This window comes from Streptomyces sp. NPDC111656 (assembly GCF_055656965.1).
The window spans coordinates 1-15,054 of the sequence record NZ_JBVKCA010000004.1 but is presented as its reverse complement, the minus strand read 5'-3'; the positions used below and the strand labels follow the sequence as shown (position 1 = coordinate 15,054).

Annotated in this window: 13 protein-coding genes and 2 pseudogenes; 5 read left to right on the top strand and 10 right to left on the bottom strand. The window is 71.8% G+C overall.

What is annotated here, in order from left to right; translation table 11 throughout:
* Positions 1-82: 82 nt before the first annotated feature.
* Complete coding sequence (pepN, locus tag ACZ7M3_RS13530; protein WP_472063156.1) at positions 83-2,662, top strand: aminopeptidase N; 2,580 nt, start codon at positions 83-85, stop codon at positions 2,660-2,662.
* 89 nt (positions 2,663-2,751) lie between these two features.
* Here pepN and ACZ7M3_RS13525 read toward each other — a convergent pair whose 3' ends face one another.
* Entirely contained in the window at positions 2,752-4,038 is a 1,287-nt protein-coding gene (locus ACZ7M3_RS13525) for a M14 family zinc carboxypeptidase (RefSeq protein ID WP_472063154.1), read from the bottom strand.
* Between the two features lie 382 nt (positions 4,039-4,420).
* On the opposite strand from ACZ7M3_RS13525, the pseudogene ACZ7M3_RS13520 reads away from it, so the two are divergent.
* Positions 4,421-4,904 (top strand): annotated as a pseudogene (locus ACZ7M3_RS13520) (ThiF family adenylyltransferase); the annotation flags it as partial.
* A 174-nt stretch (positions 4,905-5,078) separates the two neighbouring features.
* Here ACZ7M3_RS13520 and ACZ7M3_RS13515 read toward each other — a convergent pair.
* Positions 5,079-5,255: pseudogene (locus ACZ7M3_RS13515) on the bottom strand (LysR family transcriptional regulator); the annotation flags it as partial.
* Complete coding sequence (locus tag ACZ7M3_RS13510) at positions 5,176-6,135, bottom strand: EamA family transporter (protein ID WP_472063152.1); 960 nt, start codon at positions 6,133-6,135, stop codon at positions 5,176-5,178. The gene ACZ7M3_RS13510 and the pseudogene ACZ7M3_RS13515, both read right to left, overlap by 80 nt.
* A gap of 185 nt (positions 6,136-6,320) precedes the next feature.
* Between ACZ7M3_RS13510 and ACZ7M3_RS13505 the strand changes: the two genes are divergently transcribed.
* Entirely contained in the window at positions 6,321-6,818 is a 498-nt protein-coding gene (locus ACZ7M3_RS13505) for a MarR family winged helix-turn-helix transcriptional regulator (protein WP_382117818.1), read from the top strand.
* Between the two features lie 37 nt (positions 6,819-6,855).
* Here the strand turns inward: ACZ7M3_RS13505 and ACZ7M3_RS13500 are convergent, their stop codons facing one another.
* The 3 genes from ACZ7M3_RS13500 to ACZ7M3_RS13490 all read right to left on the bottom strand — a co-directional run bounded on the left by ACZ7M3_RS13500 (position 6,856) and on the right by ACZ7M3_RS13490 (position 9,680).
* Positions 6,856-7,353 carry a hypothetical protein gene (locus tag ACZ7M3_RS13500; protein WP_472063150.1) on the bottom strand — a complete coding sequence of 166 codons (498 nt, stop codon included), beginning with the start codon at positions 7,351-7,353 and terminating at the stop codon, positions 6,856-6,858.
* Between the two features lie 132 nt (positions 7,354-7,485).
* On the bottom strand, positions 7,486-7,935 hold the full coding sequence (locus tag ACZ7M3_RS13495; RefSeq protein WP_472063148.1) for a DUF4279 domain-containing protein: 450 nt from the start codon (positions 7,933-7,935) through the stop codon (positions 7,486-7,488).
* A gap of 218 nt (positions 7,936-8,153) precedes the next feature.
* A complete protein-coding gene (locus ACZ7M3_RS13490; protein WP_472063146.1) occupies positions 8,154-9,680 on the bottom strand; it encodes an FAD-dependent monooxygenase in 1,527 nt (508 codons plus the stop codon).
* Positions 9,681-9,793: 113 nt separating this feature from the next.
* Between ACZ7M3_RS13490 and ACZ7M3_RS13485 the strand changes: the two genes are divergently transcribed.
* Positions 9,794-10,387 carry a TetR/AcrR family transcriptional regulator gene (locus ACZ7M3_RS13485; protein WP_355308162.1) on the top strand — a complete coding sequence of 198 codons (594 nt, stop codon included), beginning with the start codon at positions 9,794-9,796 and terminating at the stop codon, positions 10,385-10,387.
* A gap of 150 nt (positions 10,388-10,537) precedes the next feature.
* Here ACZ7M3_RS13485 and ACZ7M3_RS13480 read toward each other — a convergent pair whose 3' ends face one another.
* The 3 genes from ACZ7M3_RS13480 to ACZ7M3_RS13470 all read right to left on the bottom strand — a co-directional run bounded on the left by ACZ7M3_RS13480 (position 10,538) and on the right by ACZ7M3_RS13470 (position 13,269).
* Positions 10,538-10,777 carry a hypothetical protein gene (locus ACZ7M3_RS13480; RefSeq protein ID WP_054231770.1) on the bottom strand — a complete coding sequence of 80 codons (240 nt, stop codon included), beginning with the start codon at positions 10,775-10,777 and terminating at the stop codon, positions 10,538-10,540.
* A gap of 104 nt (positions 10,778-10,881) precedes the next feature.
* Positions 10,882-13,029, bottom strand: coding sequence for a 4-alpha-glucanotransferase (gene malQ / locus ACZ7M3_RS13475; RefSeq protein WP_472063144.1), 2,148 nt, complete (start codon positions 13,027-13,029; stop codon positions 10,882-10,884).
* Positions 13,030-13,269 (bottom strand): hypothetical protein, encoded by a 240-nt coding sequence (locus ACZ7M3_RS13470; RefSeq protein ID WP_054231771.1) that lies wholly within the window; start codon positions 13,267-13,269, stop codon positions 13,030-13,032. It abuts the gene before it with no gap.
* 207 nt (positions 13,270-13,476) lie between these two features.
* Between ACZ7M3_RS13470 and ACZ7M3_RS13465 the strand changes: the two genes are divergently transcribed.
* The gene (locus tag ACZ7M3_RS13465; protein ID WP_472063142.1) at positions 13,477-14,010 is read left to right on the top strand and encodes a PadR family transcriptional regulator; all 534 of its coding nucleotides are present in this window, start codon (positions 13,477-13,479) and stop codon (positions 14,008-14,010) included.
* An 8-nt stretch (positions 14,011-14,018) separates the two neighbouring features.
* Here the strand turns inward: ACZ7M3_RS13465 and ACZ7M3_RS13460 are convergent.
* The coding region (locus ACZ7M3_RS13460) for an IS110 family RNA-guided transposase (RefSeq protein ID WP_472063140.1) at positions 14,019-15,054 on the bottom strand (1,036 nt) is incomplete at its 5' end.

The following is a 15,054-nucleotide window of genomic DNA, read 5'->3' as shown; positions in this document are numbered from 1 at the left end:
GCACCGGCGGGAAACGGACATCGCATCCGTGCAGGTCCCATGGAAGGATGGCGCAACCGTCACATAACGAGGAGATGACCGCGTGCCTGGCACAAACCTGACCCGCGAAGAGGCGCAGCAGCGCGCGAAGCTGCTCACCGTTGACTCGTACGAGATCGATCTCGACCTCTCGGGCGCGCAGGAGGGCGGCACCTACCGGTCCGTTACCACGGTGCGCTTCGACGTCGAGGAGAGCGGCTCGGAGACCTTCATCGACCTGGTGGCTCCCGCCGTTCACGAGGTGACCCTGAACGGGGACCCTCTCGATCCCGCCGAGGTGTTCAAGGACTCGCGGATCGCGCTTCCGGGGCTCCTGGAGGGCCGTAACGTCCTGCGTGTCGTGTCCGACTGCGCGTACACCAACACCGGTGAGGGCCTGCACCGCTTCGTCGACCCCGTCGACCAGCAGGCCTACCTCTACACCCAGTTCGAGGTCCCGGACGCGCGCCGGGTGTTCGCGAGCTTCGAGCAGCCCGACCTGAAGGCCACCTTCCAGTTCACCGTGAAGGCGCCCACGGGCTGGACCGTGATCTCCAACTCCCCGACGCCCGAGCCCAAGGACGACACCTGGGTCTTCGAGCCGACGCCGCGGATCTCCACGTACATCACCGCGCTGATCGTCGGGCCGTACCACTCCGTGCACAGCGTGTACGAGAAGGACGGACAGAGCGTGCCGCTCGGCATCTACTGTCGGCCCTCACTCGCCGAGTTCCTCGACTCGGACGCGATCTTCGAGGTCACCCGGCAGGGCTTCGACTGGTTCCAGGAGAAGTTCGACTACGCGTACCCGTTCAAGAAGTACGACCAGCTCTTCGTGCCGGAGTTCAACGCCGGCGCGATGGAGAACGCGGGCGCGGTGACGATCCGCGACCAGTACGTGTTCCGGTCCAAGGTGACCGACGCCGCGTACGAGGTGCGGGCCGCCACGATCCTGCACGAGCTGGCCCACATGTGGTTCGGCGACCTGGTCACCATGGAGTGGTGGAACGACCTGTGGCTGAACGAGTCGTTCGCCACCTACGCCGAGGCGGCCTGCCAGGCCTACGCCCCCCAGTCGCGCTGGCCGCACTCCTGGACGACCTTCGCCAACTCCATGAAGACGTGGGCGTACCGGCAGGACCAGCTGCCCTCCACCCACCCGATCATGGCCGAGATCAACGACCTGGACGACGTCCTCGTCAACTTCGACGGCATCACGTACGCGAAGGGGGCGAGCGTCTTGAAGCAGCTCGTCGCCTACGTCGGCATGGACGAGTTCTTCAAGGGCGTGCAGGCGTACTTCAAGCGGCACGCCTACGGCAACACGCGCCTGAGCGATCTGCTGGGCGCCCTGGAGGAGACCTCCGGGCGCGACCTGAAGACCTGGTCGGAGAAGTGGCTCCAGACCGCGGGCATCAACATCCTGCGGCCGGAGATCGAGACCGACGCGAACGGGGTCATCACCTCCTTCGCGATCCGTCAGGAGGCTCCGGCGCTCCCGGAGGGTGCCAAGGGTGAGCCGACGCTGCGCCCGCACCGCATCGCGATCGGCCTCTACAACCTCGACGACGCCAGCGGCAGGCTGGTGCGCGACCAGCGCGTCGAGCTGGACGTCGACGGCGAGCTGACGGCCGTACCGGAGCTGGTCGGGGGGCGCCGCCCGGCGGTCTTCCTGCTCAACGACGACGACCTGTCGTACGCCAAGGTCCGCCTCGACGAGGACTCGCTCGCCTTCGTCACCGAGCACCTCGGCGACTTCGAGTCGTCCCTGCCCCGTGCCCTGTGCTGGGCCTCGGCCTGGGACATGACCCGCGACGGTGAGCTCGCCACCCGCGACTACCTGGCCCTGGTCCTGTCGGGCATCGGCAAGGAGTCCGACATCGGTGTCGTGCAGTCGCTGCAGCGCCAGGTGAAGCTGGCGATCGAGCTGTACGCCGATCCGACGGCCCGCGAGGCGCTGCTGACCCGCTGGACGGACGCGACGCTCGCGCACCTGCGGGCCGCCGAGCCCGGCGGCGACCACCAGCTCGCCTGGGCGCGTGCCTTCGCGACGACCGCCCGTACGCCGGAGCAGCTGGACCTCCTGGAGGGCCTGCTGGAGGACCGGGAGAGCATCGAGGGCCTCGCCGTCGACACCGAGCTGCGCTGGGCGTTCGTCCAGCGGCTCGCGGCGGTCGGACGCTACGACGAGGCGGAGATCGGCGCCGAGGCGGAGCGCGACAAGACGGCGGCCGGTGAGCGGCACGCGGAGACGGCCCGGGCCTCGCGTCCCACCGAGGAGGCGAAGGCGGAGGCCTGGGCCGCGGTCGTCGAGTCCGACAAGCTCCCGAACGCCGTGCAGGAAGCGGTGATCGGCGGCTTCGCGCAGACCGACCAGCGCGAACTGCTCGCCCCGTACACGGACAAGTACTTCTCCGTGGTGAAGGACATCTGGGACGCCCGTTCGCACGAGATCGCCCAGCAGATCGTGGTCGGTCTCTACCCGTCCGTCCAGGTCTCCGAGGAGACCCTCGCCAAGACGGACGCGTGGCTGGCCTCGGCCGAGCCCACCCCGGCCCTGCGGCGCCTGATCTCGGAGTCCCGCTCCGGGGTCGAGCGCGCGCTGAAGGCCCAGGCGGCGGACGCTGCGGCGGCGTCCGCGTAGTCCGTCGTACGTGAGTGGGGGCTCCCGGCGTCGTGCCGGGAGCCCCCTTTCGCATGAGCGCGCGGGTGGGCGCGGGTGGGCGCCCGGGGTCACGCCAGGGCGCGGGCGAGTGCGAGCATCGTGCGGGTCTGGAGCTCGGTCTGGTCGGCCACGGGGACCCAGCGGGCGTCGAAGGTGCTCGCCAGCTCACGGGCCCAGGTCTCCACGAGGGTGTCCAGCGCGGGGGCGCCGTCCAGGGCCTGCCGCATCATGGCCGCAGCGCGCAGCGGGATGCGCCGGGCGGCGACGCCGAGGGAGACGGAGTTGCCCACGGTGGTGGCGAGTTCGGCGGAGTTCCAGGTGTCCACGACTCCGGGGCCGATGTCCATGAGCTCGCGGGCGGCGGTGAAGTGGGCGATCTCTTCTGGAGTCTCCGGTGACCTGGGTCCCAGTTCCCCGACCACCGCCTCCAGTTGTTTGGCCCGGCCGAGCAGGATCTCGCTCGCCTCCGCGACCTCGCGCCGGGGCTCGGCGACGGGCCGTGGATCGCTGACGCCCGCCACGCTCCAGAAGGGCGCCTCGACGACCGCCGACACGGTTCCGTGCCGCATCGCGTACAGCCAGGTCGCCTGTGAGGTGAAGCCGGACGGGTCCCGTTCCTCGGTGGGGCTGCTGTCCGGCAGGACGAGCACGCCCGGGCTCTCGGCCAGCCATCCCATGCCGTCGAACGGCCGGTGTTCCAGCGGAATGCCGAGGTCCGCCGCGATCCGGCGGTAGGCGGCCGCCGCCCCCGGCACCGCGCGAGTCAACTGCAGAAAGGATCCGCCCACTTCGACGCCGTGGAGCGAGAACTGCACGACCGGGCGCAGTTCGTCGATGAGCCGCACCAGCGCCTCGGACTCCGGCATCACCGGACGCGGGTCACTGGCGACGGGCGGAAACTCGGGCTGCGCGGCGAAGGCGGGCCGGTAGAAGCGCCGGTAGTAACCCCGGAGGGTCGGCGAGGCCTCGGCCGCCGGTCCCTCGCCGGGCAGCCCCTCGCCGGGCAGCCGCTCGCCGGACCGCCCGGTCAGCCATCGCCCGGCGAGGCTCGCGCCGTCGGGGTCGAGGCAGAGCAGGAAGTTCCAGGTGCAGCCGGACTCCTGGAGCAGCGCGGGCTCCCGCGCGAACCTCTCGGCCAGGGAGAGCGAGGTGACCCCGCCCACCGGTTCGTTGGCGTGCGCGCCGGCGACCGTGAGGATGTGCCGGGGGCCGTGTCCGGCCGACAGCAGCCACAGCGGCCGGCCGGCACGCGAGGTCCCGACGGCACGCAACCGCAGTGCACCGGGCCGTGCCGCCACCGTCGCGCGAGCGCGTCGCAGCAGCTCACCGAGGGTGGGATACGGGGTTCCCCGCATGCCGGGCTCCGGTCAGGTGCCGTTCGCGTTGCTGTCCCCGGTGGTCTCCTTCTTGTCCAGCGGACGGATCACGATCTTGGCGGCCATGTGGCCCCCTCTCTGTGTGGGCTCTGCGGTGGCCGAGTACCTGTCCTGCGAAACGGATCAGCCGCCGTTGCCTCCGCTGCTGTCGCCCGTGGTCTCCTTCTTGTCCAACGGGCGGATCACAATCTTGGTGGGCACCCCAACTCCTCCCGTCGGTAGGGACGTTGAGCGTTGCGGGCGCGATCGCCGACCGCGTCCTGTCAAGGCTCGACTCGGGGGACCAGAGTGTCAAGGCATGTACCTGTAACGGGAAGGGGTCCTGGTGACGGTGCCGGTCGACACGCTCCGCAGGCCCCGGATCAAGCCCGAGCACCGGCCGTACCGCACGATCGACGGCAACGTCCGCATCGGCAGCGTCATCCACGGCATCGGCGCCTGGATCGCGGACCCGCAGGGGGGTCTGGACGCTGGTCGAGACGACGGACGGAACGCGTGAGCCGTCGGCGGTGGTCGGCGAGGTGCTGAGGGCGCATCCCGAACTTCCCGACCTCACGCCCGAGGACGCCCGGCAGGCCATGGCGGACCTGCTCGACGCCGGGTTCATGGAGGACGCGGCGGCGCCCGTGCCGGTGTCCGAGCGGGAACGGCTGCGCTACAGCCGGGGAGTGCCGCTGCTGCGCTGGATGGACCTCGGCCCCCGGACTAGGACCTGGGACGCCCAGCTCCGGCTGCGCCGGGCCCGGGTGCTGCTGGTCGGCGTCGGCGGCACGGGCGGGTACGCCGCGCAGAGCCTGGTCGCCTCCGGGGTCGGCCGTCTGCGCTGTGTGGGCCCGCACATGGTGGCGCAACCGCCGCGGCCGTCAGTCCTCCTGGCCCGGGATCCCGCCGGTGACGTCGACGAAGGTGCCGGTGATGCCGCCCACAGGCCCGCACCCCGCGCGGCCCCAGTTCCATCGCCAGGTTGCTTCCCGCAGCCAGGACACACGCCGTCGACCACAAGAGCCTCCAGGAATCCCCCGCACCTCGCCCACCTCCGCGTGCTCGTACGCACTCAACTCGGCGTCCGCCCGTTCCAGTTGCTCGAACACCGCCTCCGCGTGCCGCAGCACCAGCTCAGCCGCGCCCGTGAGCCGCACCCGGCGCCCTTGTGCCCCCAGCAGGGTGGCCCCGAGTCGCCCGGCGGGATTGGTCAGCGGGAGCCGGCCGCCCGCCACGCGGCCCGAGCTGGCCGAACACCGTCGCCCCGAACGCCAGTACCATTCCCGCCACCTGCACCGGCGCCAGCGCCTGTCCCAGCGCCGCCCAGCCGATGACGGCCGCGGTCAGCGGCGACAGCGGGCCGAGGAAGGTGACCTGGGTGGCGCTGAGCCGGCCGATGCCCCGGAACCAGAGCCAGTACGCCACCGCCGTGTTCGCCAACGCGAGGTAGACGTATCCGCCGACCGCCCGGCCGTCCAGCGCGGGCGGCGCGCCCTCGACCAGGAGGGCGACCGGGACGATCAGCAGCCCGCCCGCCGTCAACTGCCAGGCGGTGAGCGCCAACGGACCGACCCCGTCCGGCCGGCCCCACCGCTTGGTGAGCACCGTGCCGGTGGACATCGACGCGGTCGCGGCGAGCGCCGCGAGGACCCCCACCGCGTCCAGCGCGCCCGCCGCCTTCAGCACGACGAGGCTGACACCGAGGGCCGCGGCGATACCGGTGAGGAGCGTCCGCAGGGTCGGGCGGTCACCGAGCAGCAGCGCCGCGAGGCCCGCGACGAACAGCGGCCCGACCGAGCCGACGACCGCCGCCATGCCGCCGGGCAGCCGATACGCGGAGAGGAACAGCAGCGGAAAGAAGGCGCCGATGTTCAGCGCGCCCAGCACCGCCGCCTTCCCCCACCAGGCGCCGCGCGGCAGCACCCGGGCCAGCGCGAGGAGCAGCAGCCCGGCGGGCAGGGCTCGCATCACCCCGGTGAACAGGGGGCGGTCGGCGGGGAGGAGCTCCGTGGTGACGGCGTAGGTGCTGCCCCAGGAGATGGGGGCCAGTGCGGTCAGGGCTATGAGGGCGGGACGGTTCGCGTTCGCGGCCATGGGGGCACCCGATTCCAAAGTAGGTCAGTGGGAAGTAGCTTAGCCATAAGCGACTTTTGGTCAAGCTACTTTTCACTGAACAACTCACCCCCAAGCGACTCACCCCCAAGCAACTCCCTTGCCAGCTACTTCCTCGTCAGCTACTTTCTTGCGGGCAATCGACCCCTCGGCGGATACTCGCCCCCATGAAGACGCCCCAGGACCCCGTCGACGCGATCATCGAGCAGTGGGCCACCGTCCGGCCGGACCTCGACACCGCCGCTATGGAGGTCTTCGGCCGCGTCTTCCGGCTCGCCCGCACGATGGGCGACCGGATGGAGAAGGCGTACGCGCCCTACGGGATCTCGCGCGGGGAGTTCGACGTGCTCGCGACCCTGCGTCGCTCGGATGCCCCGTACACCCTCTCGCCCCGGCAGCTCTCGGCGACGCTCATGCTCACCACCGGCGGAATGACCGGACGCCTGGACAAGCTGGAACGCGCGGGGCTGCTACGGCGCTCCCCCGACCCGCACGACCGGCGCGGACTCCAGGTGACGCTCACGGACAAGGGGCTGCGGCTCATCGATGAGGCCGTCGGCGCGGGGCTCGCCGTCCAGACGGAGGCCCTGGCCCACCTCGACGAGGAACGAGCCGGTCAACTGGCCGCCCTGTTGCGTGAGTTGCTGATGGGCACCGGCGCCTAGGGTCTCGACCGGGCCCCCGAACCAGGCCCTGAGGGCCTCAGCCCGCCGTGGCGACCCGGCTCGACCTGACGCGTATCGCGGCGAGCCTGCCCAGAACCTGAGCCAGTGCCATCAGCAGCAGCGCGGCGGTCCAGGCGGCGGCACCGGTGATCAGGTTGTCCTGGCTGAACCGCGCCAGGCTCCCGGAACCGCCATGAGTGGCCCAGTACTCGAATCCGGCGCGCGAGGCCATGCCGACGATCCACAGGAGCGCGGCGAGCGCCCCGGCGCGGGCGAACGCGACCCCGTCCGAGGCGCGGCTCAGCCGGGTGGCCGCGCCGCAGGCGACGCCCAGGACCGCGCCGGCGACGACACCGGCGATGTCGAGTCCGAGGTCGTGCCCCTGGGTCGGGAAGGACTTGAGGTAGTAGGCGGCCGCGGCGGCGACGGCCACGAGCGGCAGCAGCGTGTTGTGCAGCGTCTGCCGGACGCCTCGGATCTGCGGGATCACGAGGAGGATGAGGGACGCGGAGATCACGTAATCGGTCGTCGTCATGCCCATGAGCTTGCGCTTCACGACGCGGAACCACCTCGGCTCCAGGGTGGAGCCCAGGGTGGGTTTCCGCCTCAACCCACGGGTTGAGATCCAGGCGCGTGCCGCCGTCCTCGGCGTCGGGCGGCTCGACCACTACTGGCCGGGGTCGCCGTCGCCCCGCTGGTCGTCGCAGTCGTAGTACACGTACTGATCGATGTCCAGCGACGCCCCGGCCTCGGCCGACCAGGCCAGCAGGGGCGCGCCCAGGAAGATGCCCTTCTGCCGCGGGTCCTCGGGATCGGTGAGCTCCTGGACGACCACCAGGGAGACGTCGGCGTCCCCGGAAGCGGCCAGCCGCCCCAGGGTCGTGGCGAACTCCGGTCCCCAGCCGAGGACCACCGGTTCGAGATCCTCCGGCCGCCCGGGTCCGCCCGCGGCCGAGACGTGCCGGATCCAGGTCGCATGCGCGCGCGGCGGCGACTGGGGGCGCCTACGGCTGCCGATCGCGGTCGCCTCGTCGGGCCCGGTCCCCAGCCGCGCGGAGATCTCCTCCGGTTGCAGGGACTCGCTGACCACTCTCAGGTACATCCGGAACGCGGTCACGGCCGGTACCTGTCATGCGTCGGAACCAAGATCTTCCCGTCCTTGCGCACGAGGACGTCCCTGCCCTCGCCGTCACGCATCGCGTCGAACGCGTGGTCGTAATCACCGTAAACCGTTACCATCGGTCATGTTCGACTCAACGTCGCACGCGGTGACATACCGCACCCGACGCGGTGTTGATGTCCCGACGCTTCTACGAAGCGGCGGTCACCCTCGCCTCACTCCCCCTCCGGGCGAGATCGGTTCGAAGACGGATCCCCGCCCAGCGCCGCCGCCAACGCCCGCTCGACGGCCGCCGCGTCGGGGGATTCGGCGGCCCAGGCCACGTATCCGTCGGGCCGCACCAGCACGGTCGTACGCCGGTCGCTCGCCCAACTCTCCACGGTGAGACGGTCCTTGCGCGCCTTGAGGTCGTCCAGGCGGTACGTCCGGACGGCCGCCGTCGGTGCGACGAGGACGAACCGGCCGCCGCGCAGGGCCTCGTAGAGGCGGCCGTTCTTCAGGGCGACATCGGGGACGCGGGTGCCGACGAGGGTGTGAGAGCCGCGCGGAGCCCGGTAGGCGAAGCCGATGCCGGTGATCTGGCCCGCCGCCTTCCGGCCTACGGGGCCGACGCCGTTGAGGACCGTGGTGAGCGCGGAGCGCAGCGCCAGCGTCCACGGATGCTTGGCCATCGCGAGCCGGACGATCCCGCCGCTGCTGCGCAGCACCGCCCTGCCGACCGGGTGGCGCTCGGCCTGGTAGGTGTCCAACAGGTCCGCGTCCGCGTGGCCGTGGACGACCAGCGCGAGCTTCCAGCTGAGGTTCGCCGCGTCCTGGAGGCCGGTGTTCATGCCCTGGCCGCCGGCCGGGGTGTGGACATGGGCGGCGTCACCGGCGAGGAAGACCCGCCCGACCCGGTACGCGGGTGCCTGGCGCTCGTCGCTGTGGAAGCGGGACATCCAGCGCGCGTCGTGCATGCCGTAGTCATGGCCGAGGGAGAGCCGGACGATCTCCTTGACCTCGTCGAGTTCGAGCGGCGCGCTGTCGGGGACGTCGCGGCCGCGGTGCCAGCCGATCACACGGTAGTAGCCGTCGCCGAAGGGCACCATGAAGGCGAAGGCGTCGCCGACGGCGTTGGCGGTGAGGATCGACTCCGGCTCCTCGGCGAGCAGGACGTCGGCGAGGACGACGGACCGGATGACCGACTTCCCGGGGAACGGCAGCCCCACCGCCTCACGCACCGCGCTGCGCATCCCGTCCGCCCCGACGACGTACGCGGCCGCCAACTCCCCCGCCGCCCCGTCCGCACCCCGGACTTCGAGCGTGACGCCCGCCGCGTCCTGGCGCAGTCCGGTCACCTCGGTCTCGTACACGAACCGCACCCCGGCCTCGACGGCCCGCCGCTCCAAGGCCCGTTCCACCTCGTACTGCGGGATGACGAGCAGGTGGTTGAAACGGGAGGGAAGCGTGTCGAGGGCGAAGGAGAGCCGACCGAAGAGGCGGATGCGGTCGACGGTCCGGCCGTGACTCTCCAGCTCGTCGGCGAGACCGCGGGCGTCGAGCTGCTCCAGGGTGCGGGCGTGCAGGACGAAGGCGCGGGAGAGGTTGCTGATCCCGTGCGGGCGCTTCTCGACGAGGGTGACGGAGACACCGGCGGCGGCGAGGTCCCCGGCCAGCAGAAGGCCGGTGGGGCCGGAGCCGACGACGATCACGTTCCGGGGCACGGTGGCGCCGTTCACATGGCCGTTCGTCTTGTCGTTCATGGCGGCCTCCTGATGCCAACGCTCGTTGGTCAACGTTTGTTGGCCAACGCTTGTTTACCAACATAGAGAGCCCGCTCTGGACTGTCAACAACTGTTGGCCTACGGTTGTTGGCATGCCCGACAAGGAACTCCCCGCACCCGCCCCGTCCCCCGCGGCCCGCCGCTCGGACACCACCCGCACCGCGATCCTCACCGCCGCGCGCGAACGCTTCGCCGCCGACGGCTACGAGCGCGCCACGATCCGCTCGATCGCTAAGGACGCACGGATCGATCCGTCGATGGTGATGCGCTACTACGGCTCGAAGGAGGGACTGTTCGCCGCGGTCCTCGACGTCGACCTGCGGCTTCCGGGCCCGGACGGGCTGGACCCGCACGAGGTGGGCCGCGTCCTGGTGGGCCACTTCCTCGACCTCTGGGAGGAGAACGAGGTGCTCACCGTGCTGCTCCGGGTCGGCGTGACCAATCCGGACGGCGCCGCGCGCATGCAGGGCATCTTCCGGGACCAGCTCATGCCGGTCGCGCTGCGCGTCTGCCCCGACCCGGAGCAGGCGCCAGCACGGGCCGCGCTGACCGCCTCACAGGTGCTGGGCATGGCGATGGCCCGCTACGTCCTGCGGTTCCCGCCCGCCGTCGCGCTGCCCCGCGAGGAGGTCGTGGCGTGGCTGGCGCCGACGGTGCAGCGGTATCTCACGGCGCCGCATCCGTGACGGGCCCCGAAAAGAGTCCCCCGAGAACACGCCGAGGGACTCCGAAAACACATCGAGGGAGTCCCCGCACCCGGTGGGTGCGCGGACTCCCTCGATCGAGAAGGATCCAGGCCTCGGCGCGCGGCCGGGGCTTCAGGAAGCGAGCCGGGATCAGGTCCGCTTCGGCTGCTTGTCGGACTTGTCCAGGACCATCACGAGGCCCGCGATGACCAGGAACAGGACGATCGGCGTCACGACGTAGAGGCCGAGCGTTTCGATCACGCTCAGGCCCTTGCCGGGGTCGTCACCGTCGTCGCGGGTCAGCGCGAGCGCGGGGGACGACATGAGCAGCATCATCAGCGTCGTACCGGAAGCCAGGGCGCCGGCGCGCAGGGCGTTCTTCTTGTCCACGGTGCAAACGTAGCGAACACCTGAATGAGTCGCGCGCCCGGGGTGCCGTACGGAGGCCGCACCCCCGCCCGGACGCCCCGCTCACACACCCCGGTCACGCCCGCTCACCCGCCTCCGTCACGCCCGCCGCGATCCCCGGACCGTCCCCGCAGCACGTCGATCAGCGCGTACAGCCGGGGCGAGGCCGCGAGCTCCTCCAGGGTCACCGGGCGGCCATCCGCGTCGGCGATGGGCAGCCGCCAGTTCGGGTACTGGTCCCACGTGCCCGGCAGGTTCTGCGGTCGCCGGTCCCCGACCGTGTCCGGGAGCCATACGCCGATCATGCGGGCCGGGGTGCGCAGCAGGAAGCGGTACACGGCCTGGATCTCGGCCTCCTCCGACACCGCCGAACCCGCGTCGCCCGCCCCGTGCAGCAGCCCGAGGCGGGCGAGCAGCGCCAGCCATTCCCCCGTGTCCGCCGTGGCCGCGGTCCGCTCGTCCTCCAGAGAGCCGGTGAGCAGGCCGAGCCGGTCGCGGAGTTCGACGTGGTCGCCGGTGAGCCGGGAGGCGGTGGGCGGCAGGTCGTGGGTGGTGGCGGTGGCCAGGCAGTCGGGGCGCCAGCGCTCGGAGGGCAGGGGCTTCCCGTCGCCGTCCCAGTCCCGTTCGAACCACAGCACCGAGGTGCCGAGCACCCCGCGCTCGTGCAGCGTCTCGCGCACGCCGGGCTCGACCGTGCCGAGGTCCTCGCCGATCACCAGGGCCCCGGCCCGCGAGGCCTCCAGGGTCAGGATCGCGAGCATCGCCTCGGCGTCGTAGCGGACGTACGTGCCCTCGGTGGGCGGCTGTCCCTGCGGCACCCACCAGAGCCGGAACAGGCCCATCACATGGTCGATGCGCAAGGCGCCGGTGTGTCGGAGGAGGGCGCGCAGGAGGCGGCGGTAGGGGGCGTAGCCCGAGGCGGCGAGGCGGTCCGGGCGCCAGGGCGGCAGGCCCCAGTCCTGGCCGCGTGCGTTGAAGGCGTCCGGGGGCGCGCCGACGGACATGCCCGCCGCGAAGTACTCCTGCTGCGCCCAGGCGTCGGCTCCGCCGGGATGCACTCCGACCGCGAGGTCGTGCACGAGGCCCACCGCCATCCCCGCGTCGCGCGCGGAACGCTGGGCGGTGGCGAGCTGGGCGTCGGTGAGCCAGGCGAGGCGGCTGTGGAAGTCGACGCGGTCCATCAACTCACCGCGGGCGCGGGTGGTTTCGGGTGAGCGCGGGTCACGCAGGCCCACCGGCCACCGCTGCCACTCGGGGCCGTAGGCCTCGGCGAGCGCGCACCAGGTGGCGTGGTCCTCCAGTGCCTCGCCCTCGTCGGCGAGGAAGTCGACGTAGGCGGCGCGTCGGCCGGGCCCGAGCGGCACTTGGCACACCAGTTCCAGCGCTTCGCGCTTGAGCTCCCACACGGCGTCGCGGTCGATCAACGCGCCCTTGTGGAGCACGGATGCGCGCAGTCGCTCGGCGCGCTCCAGCAGCGCCCCTACCCGGCCCGGATCGTCGACGTAGGCGAACTCGGGGATGTCCTCGATCCGCAGATGGACCGGGTCGGGGAAGCGGCGGGAGGAGGGCCGGTACGGGGAGGGGTCGGTGGGGATGCCGGGTACGGCCGCGTGCAGCGGGTTGACCTGCACGAATCCGGCACCGAGCGCCCGGCCGGCCCAGGCGGTGAGTTCGGCGAGGTCGCCGAGGTCGCCCATGCCCCAGGAGCGCCGGGAGAGGAGGGAGTAGAGCTGGACGAGGAGTCCGTACGTGCGTCCGGGCGGCGCGGGCAGCCGGGCGGGGGCGGCGACGAGGTGGGCCTCGGCGGTGCGGCCGTCGGGGGCGGTGGCGTGCAGGGTGTGGACGCCGGGCGGGAGTTGCTCGGCGGCGGCGCGGGTCTCGCCCTGTTCGGTGGTGATGCGCAGCCGGGTGCCGGTCGGCAGTCCGGCGAGCGCGGCGGGCGGGCTGCCGCCCCAGCACACCACCGTCGGCGGCAGCAGCCGCTCCCGTGTCTCGGCCTCCCGGGAGGCGAGGGCCGCGCGGACGGCGTCCGGGGTGCTCGCGTCGACGCCGAGCGCCGCCAGGGCCGCGACGACCGCGGTGTCCGTGGCCGCGACCGTACGGTCCGGGGAGGGGCTGTAGGAGGTGGCGACGCCGTGCAGTGCGGCGAGCCGCGCCAGCGGTGCGTGCGGGTCGGGAGGGCCGGCCGGCGAGGAGCCGGCGGGCGAGGGGTCCGCGGGCGGGCGAGGCGCCATCTATACCCCCGAGATGTCCGTGGCGGCGCCGGTGGAGACGGGCTCGCTGGTCAGGTGCGCGGCGTCGGCCAGCGGCGGTTCGCTGGTCAGCGGCTCGGCATCGGGGAGGGGAGGCTCGCTGGTCAGCGGCGGTTCGACGGAGGCGCCCTCGGCGCTGAAGACGCACACATGGGGCTCGACGGAGGGCTCCGTCGGGCGTTTGGAGAGGGCCGAGAGCAAAAGGTGTGCCGATGCGGCCACGGGGGTCTCCTTGTCGTCGTACGGCGGGAAGCGGGTTATCGCAGCTCTACCCAGCGGGCGCCGGGGCAGACGTATGCGGACGGACAACGTGTGTCTGGTCACATTCTGTTCGGGTGGAGCCCGACTCCCCGAGCTTCCTGAGTTCCCCGAGAGCTTTTCGACGATCACTATTCACTCAGTACATATATCGAGTGCATACTGATCTGTATGAGCACCCGTCACATCCTGTTGGGGCTGCTCGCCGGAGGCCCGAGCCATGGCTACGACCTCAAGCGACGGCACGACGAACGCTTTCCGCAGGCCCGCCCGCTGGCCTACGGGCAGGTCTACACGACCCTGCAGCGCCTGGTCCGCGACGGACTCGCCGAGCTCGACGGGACCGACTCGGACGGCGGCCCGGAGCGCACCATGTACCGCTCCACCGAGGACGGGACCCGTGAACTGGCCCACTGGGCCACGGAGATCGCCCCGCCCGCACCCTTCGTGACGAACGAGATCTTCGCCAAGGTCGTCGTCGGGATCCTCGCCTCGACGGACGCCGCCGGCTATCTGCGGGCGCAGCGTGCCGCGCACATGGCGCGGATGCGCGAGCTGACCGCGGTGAAGACGAGCCCGGGCGCCGATCTCGCGACCGTGCTCTCCGCCGACTACGCCCTCACCCACCTCGACGCCGATCTCCGCTGGATGGACACCACAGCGGCCCGGCTCACCACTCTGACCGCGGAGGTCGACGCTGCCTAATGCTGTTGTCAAGCCACGAGACGGAGAGGTGGCCGGGCCTCGTAGGGGCGTCGGTCGCGCAGGATGGCGTAGAGAACGTTGATCTTGCGCCGGGCCAGGGCGATCAGGGCCTGATGGTGTCGTTTGCCTTCGGATCGTTTGCGGTCGTAGAAGGCGCGCGAGGTGGGGTCGCGCTGGATGGAGCAGAACGCGGCCTGGTAGAAGACCCGTTTGAGGGCCTTGTCGCCTCCGGTCGCGCTGCGCGAGTAGCGGATCTTGCCGGACTGGGAGAGTACCGGGGACAGTCCGGAGGCGGCGGCCAGCGCGTCGCCGCTGGTGAAGCGGCGGATGTCGCCGACGGCCGCGATGAACTCGGCGGTGAGGCCGGCCCCCATCCCCGGCAGGCTGCGGATGAGGGCCCCGTCAGGGTGGCCGGTCACCAGTTTTTCAATCTCGGCTTCCAGGGCCTTGATGCGGTGTTTGCCGGCCAGCAGCTCGTCGGCGAGTTCCCGGATGAGCTGGGCGGTGCGGCGTTCGCCGGGCAGGACGGCGTGCTGGGCGAGCGCGGCGGTGTGCGCCGCGTCGGCCAGCGGCTGCGCGGTGGTGGTCTTGACCCCGTGCCGGTGCGGGTAGCCGGCGATCCGTGCGGTGCCCGCGCGGCGGATCTCGGCCGGTGTGACGTAGTGGCCCAGCAGGATGAGACCGGACTGGTTCGTCGGGTCGACGGCCCGTTCCAGGCCGGGGTGGATACCGGTGAGCAGGTCGCGCAGCCGTGCGGTGCGGGCGGTGGCCTCCTTGACCAGCGTGGTGCGGTGGCTGACCAGCAGCCGCAGCTCCACGGCGCTGTCGTCGGGCAGCTCGACGGTGCGCAGGTCGTCGCGGAGCATGACCTGTTCGGCGATGACTTTGGCGTCACGGGGGTCGGACTTGTTCTCGCCGCCCCTCGTCGCGCGACGGGCACGGTTGACGGCCAGGCCGGGGACGTGGACGACGCGGAAGCCGGCGGTCAGGAGCATGGCGGTCAGCAGGGCGGCGATGCCGCCGAGGATGTCCAGGCCGACGGTG

Bases quoted from the DNA above. Each gene is read 5' to 3' on its own strand.
- ACZ7M3_RS13525 (WP_472063154.1), bottom strand. From the start codon at position 4,038: ATGCGGGGAACCCCGTATCCCACCCTCGGTGAGCTGCTGCGACGCGCT.
- ACZ7M3_RS13505 (WP_382117818.1), top strand. From the start codon at position 6,321: ATGAAGACGCCCCAGGACCCCGTCGACGCGATCATCGAGCAGTGGGCC.
- ACZ7M3_RS13485 (WP_355308162.1), top strand. From the start codon at position 9,794: ATGCCCGACAAGGAACTCCCCGCACCCGCCCCGTCCCCCGCGGCCCGC.
- ACZ7M3_RS13510 (WP_472063152.1), bottom strand. From the start codon at position 6,135: ATGGCCGCGAACGCGAACCGTCCCGCCCTCATAGCCCTGACCGCACTG.
- ACZ7M3_RS13490 (WP_472063146.1), bottom strand. From the start codon at position 9,680: ATGAACGACAAGACGAACGGCCATGTGAACGGCGCCACCGTGCCCCGG.
- malQ (WP_472063144.1), bottom strand. From the start codon at position 13,029: ATGGCGCCTCGCCCGCCCGCGGACCCCTCGCCCGCCGGCTCCTCGCCG.
- ACZ7M3_RS13465 (WP_472063142.1), top strand. From the start codon at position 13,477: ATGAGCACCCGTCACATCCTGTTGGGGCTGCTCGCCGGAGGCCCGAGC.
- ACZ7M3_RS13500 (WP_472063150.1), bottom strand. From the start codon at position 7,353: ATGACGACGACCGATTACGTGATCTCCGCGTCCCTCATCCTCCTCGTG.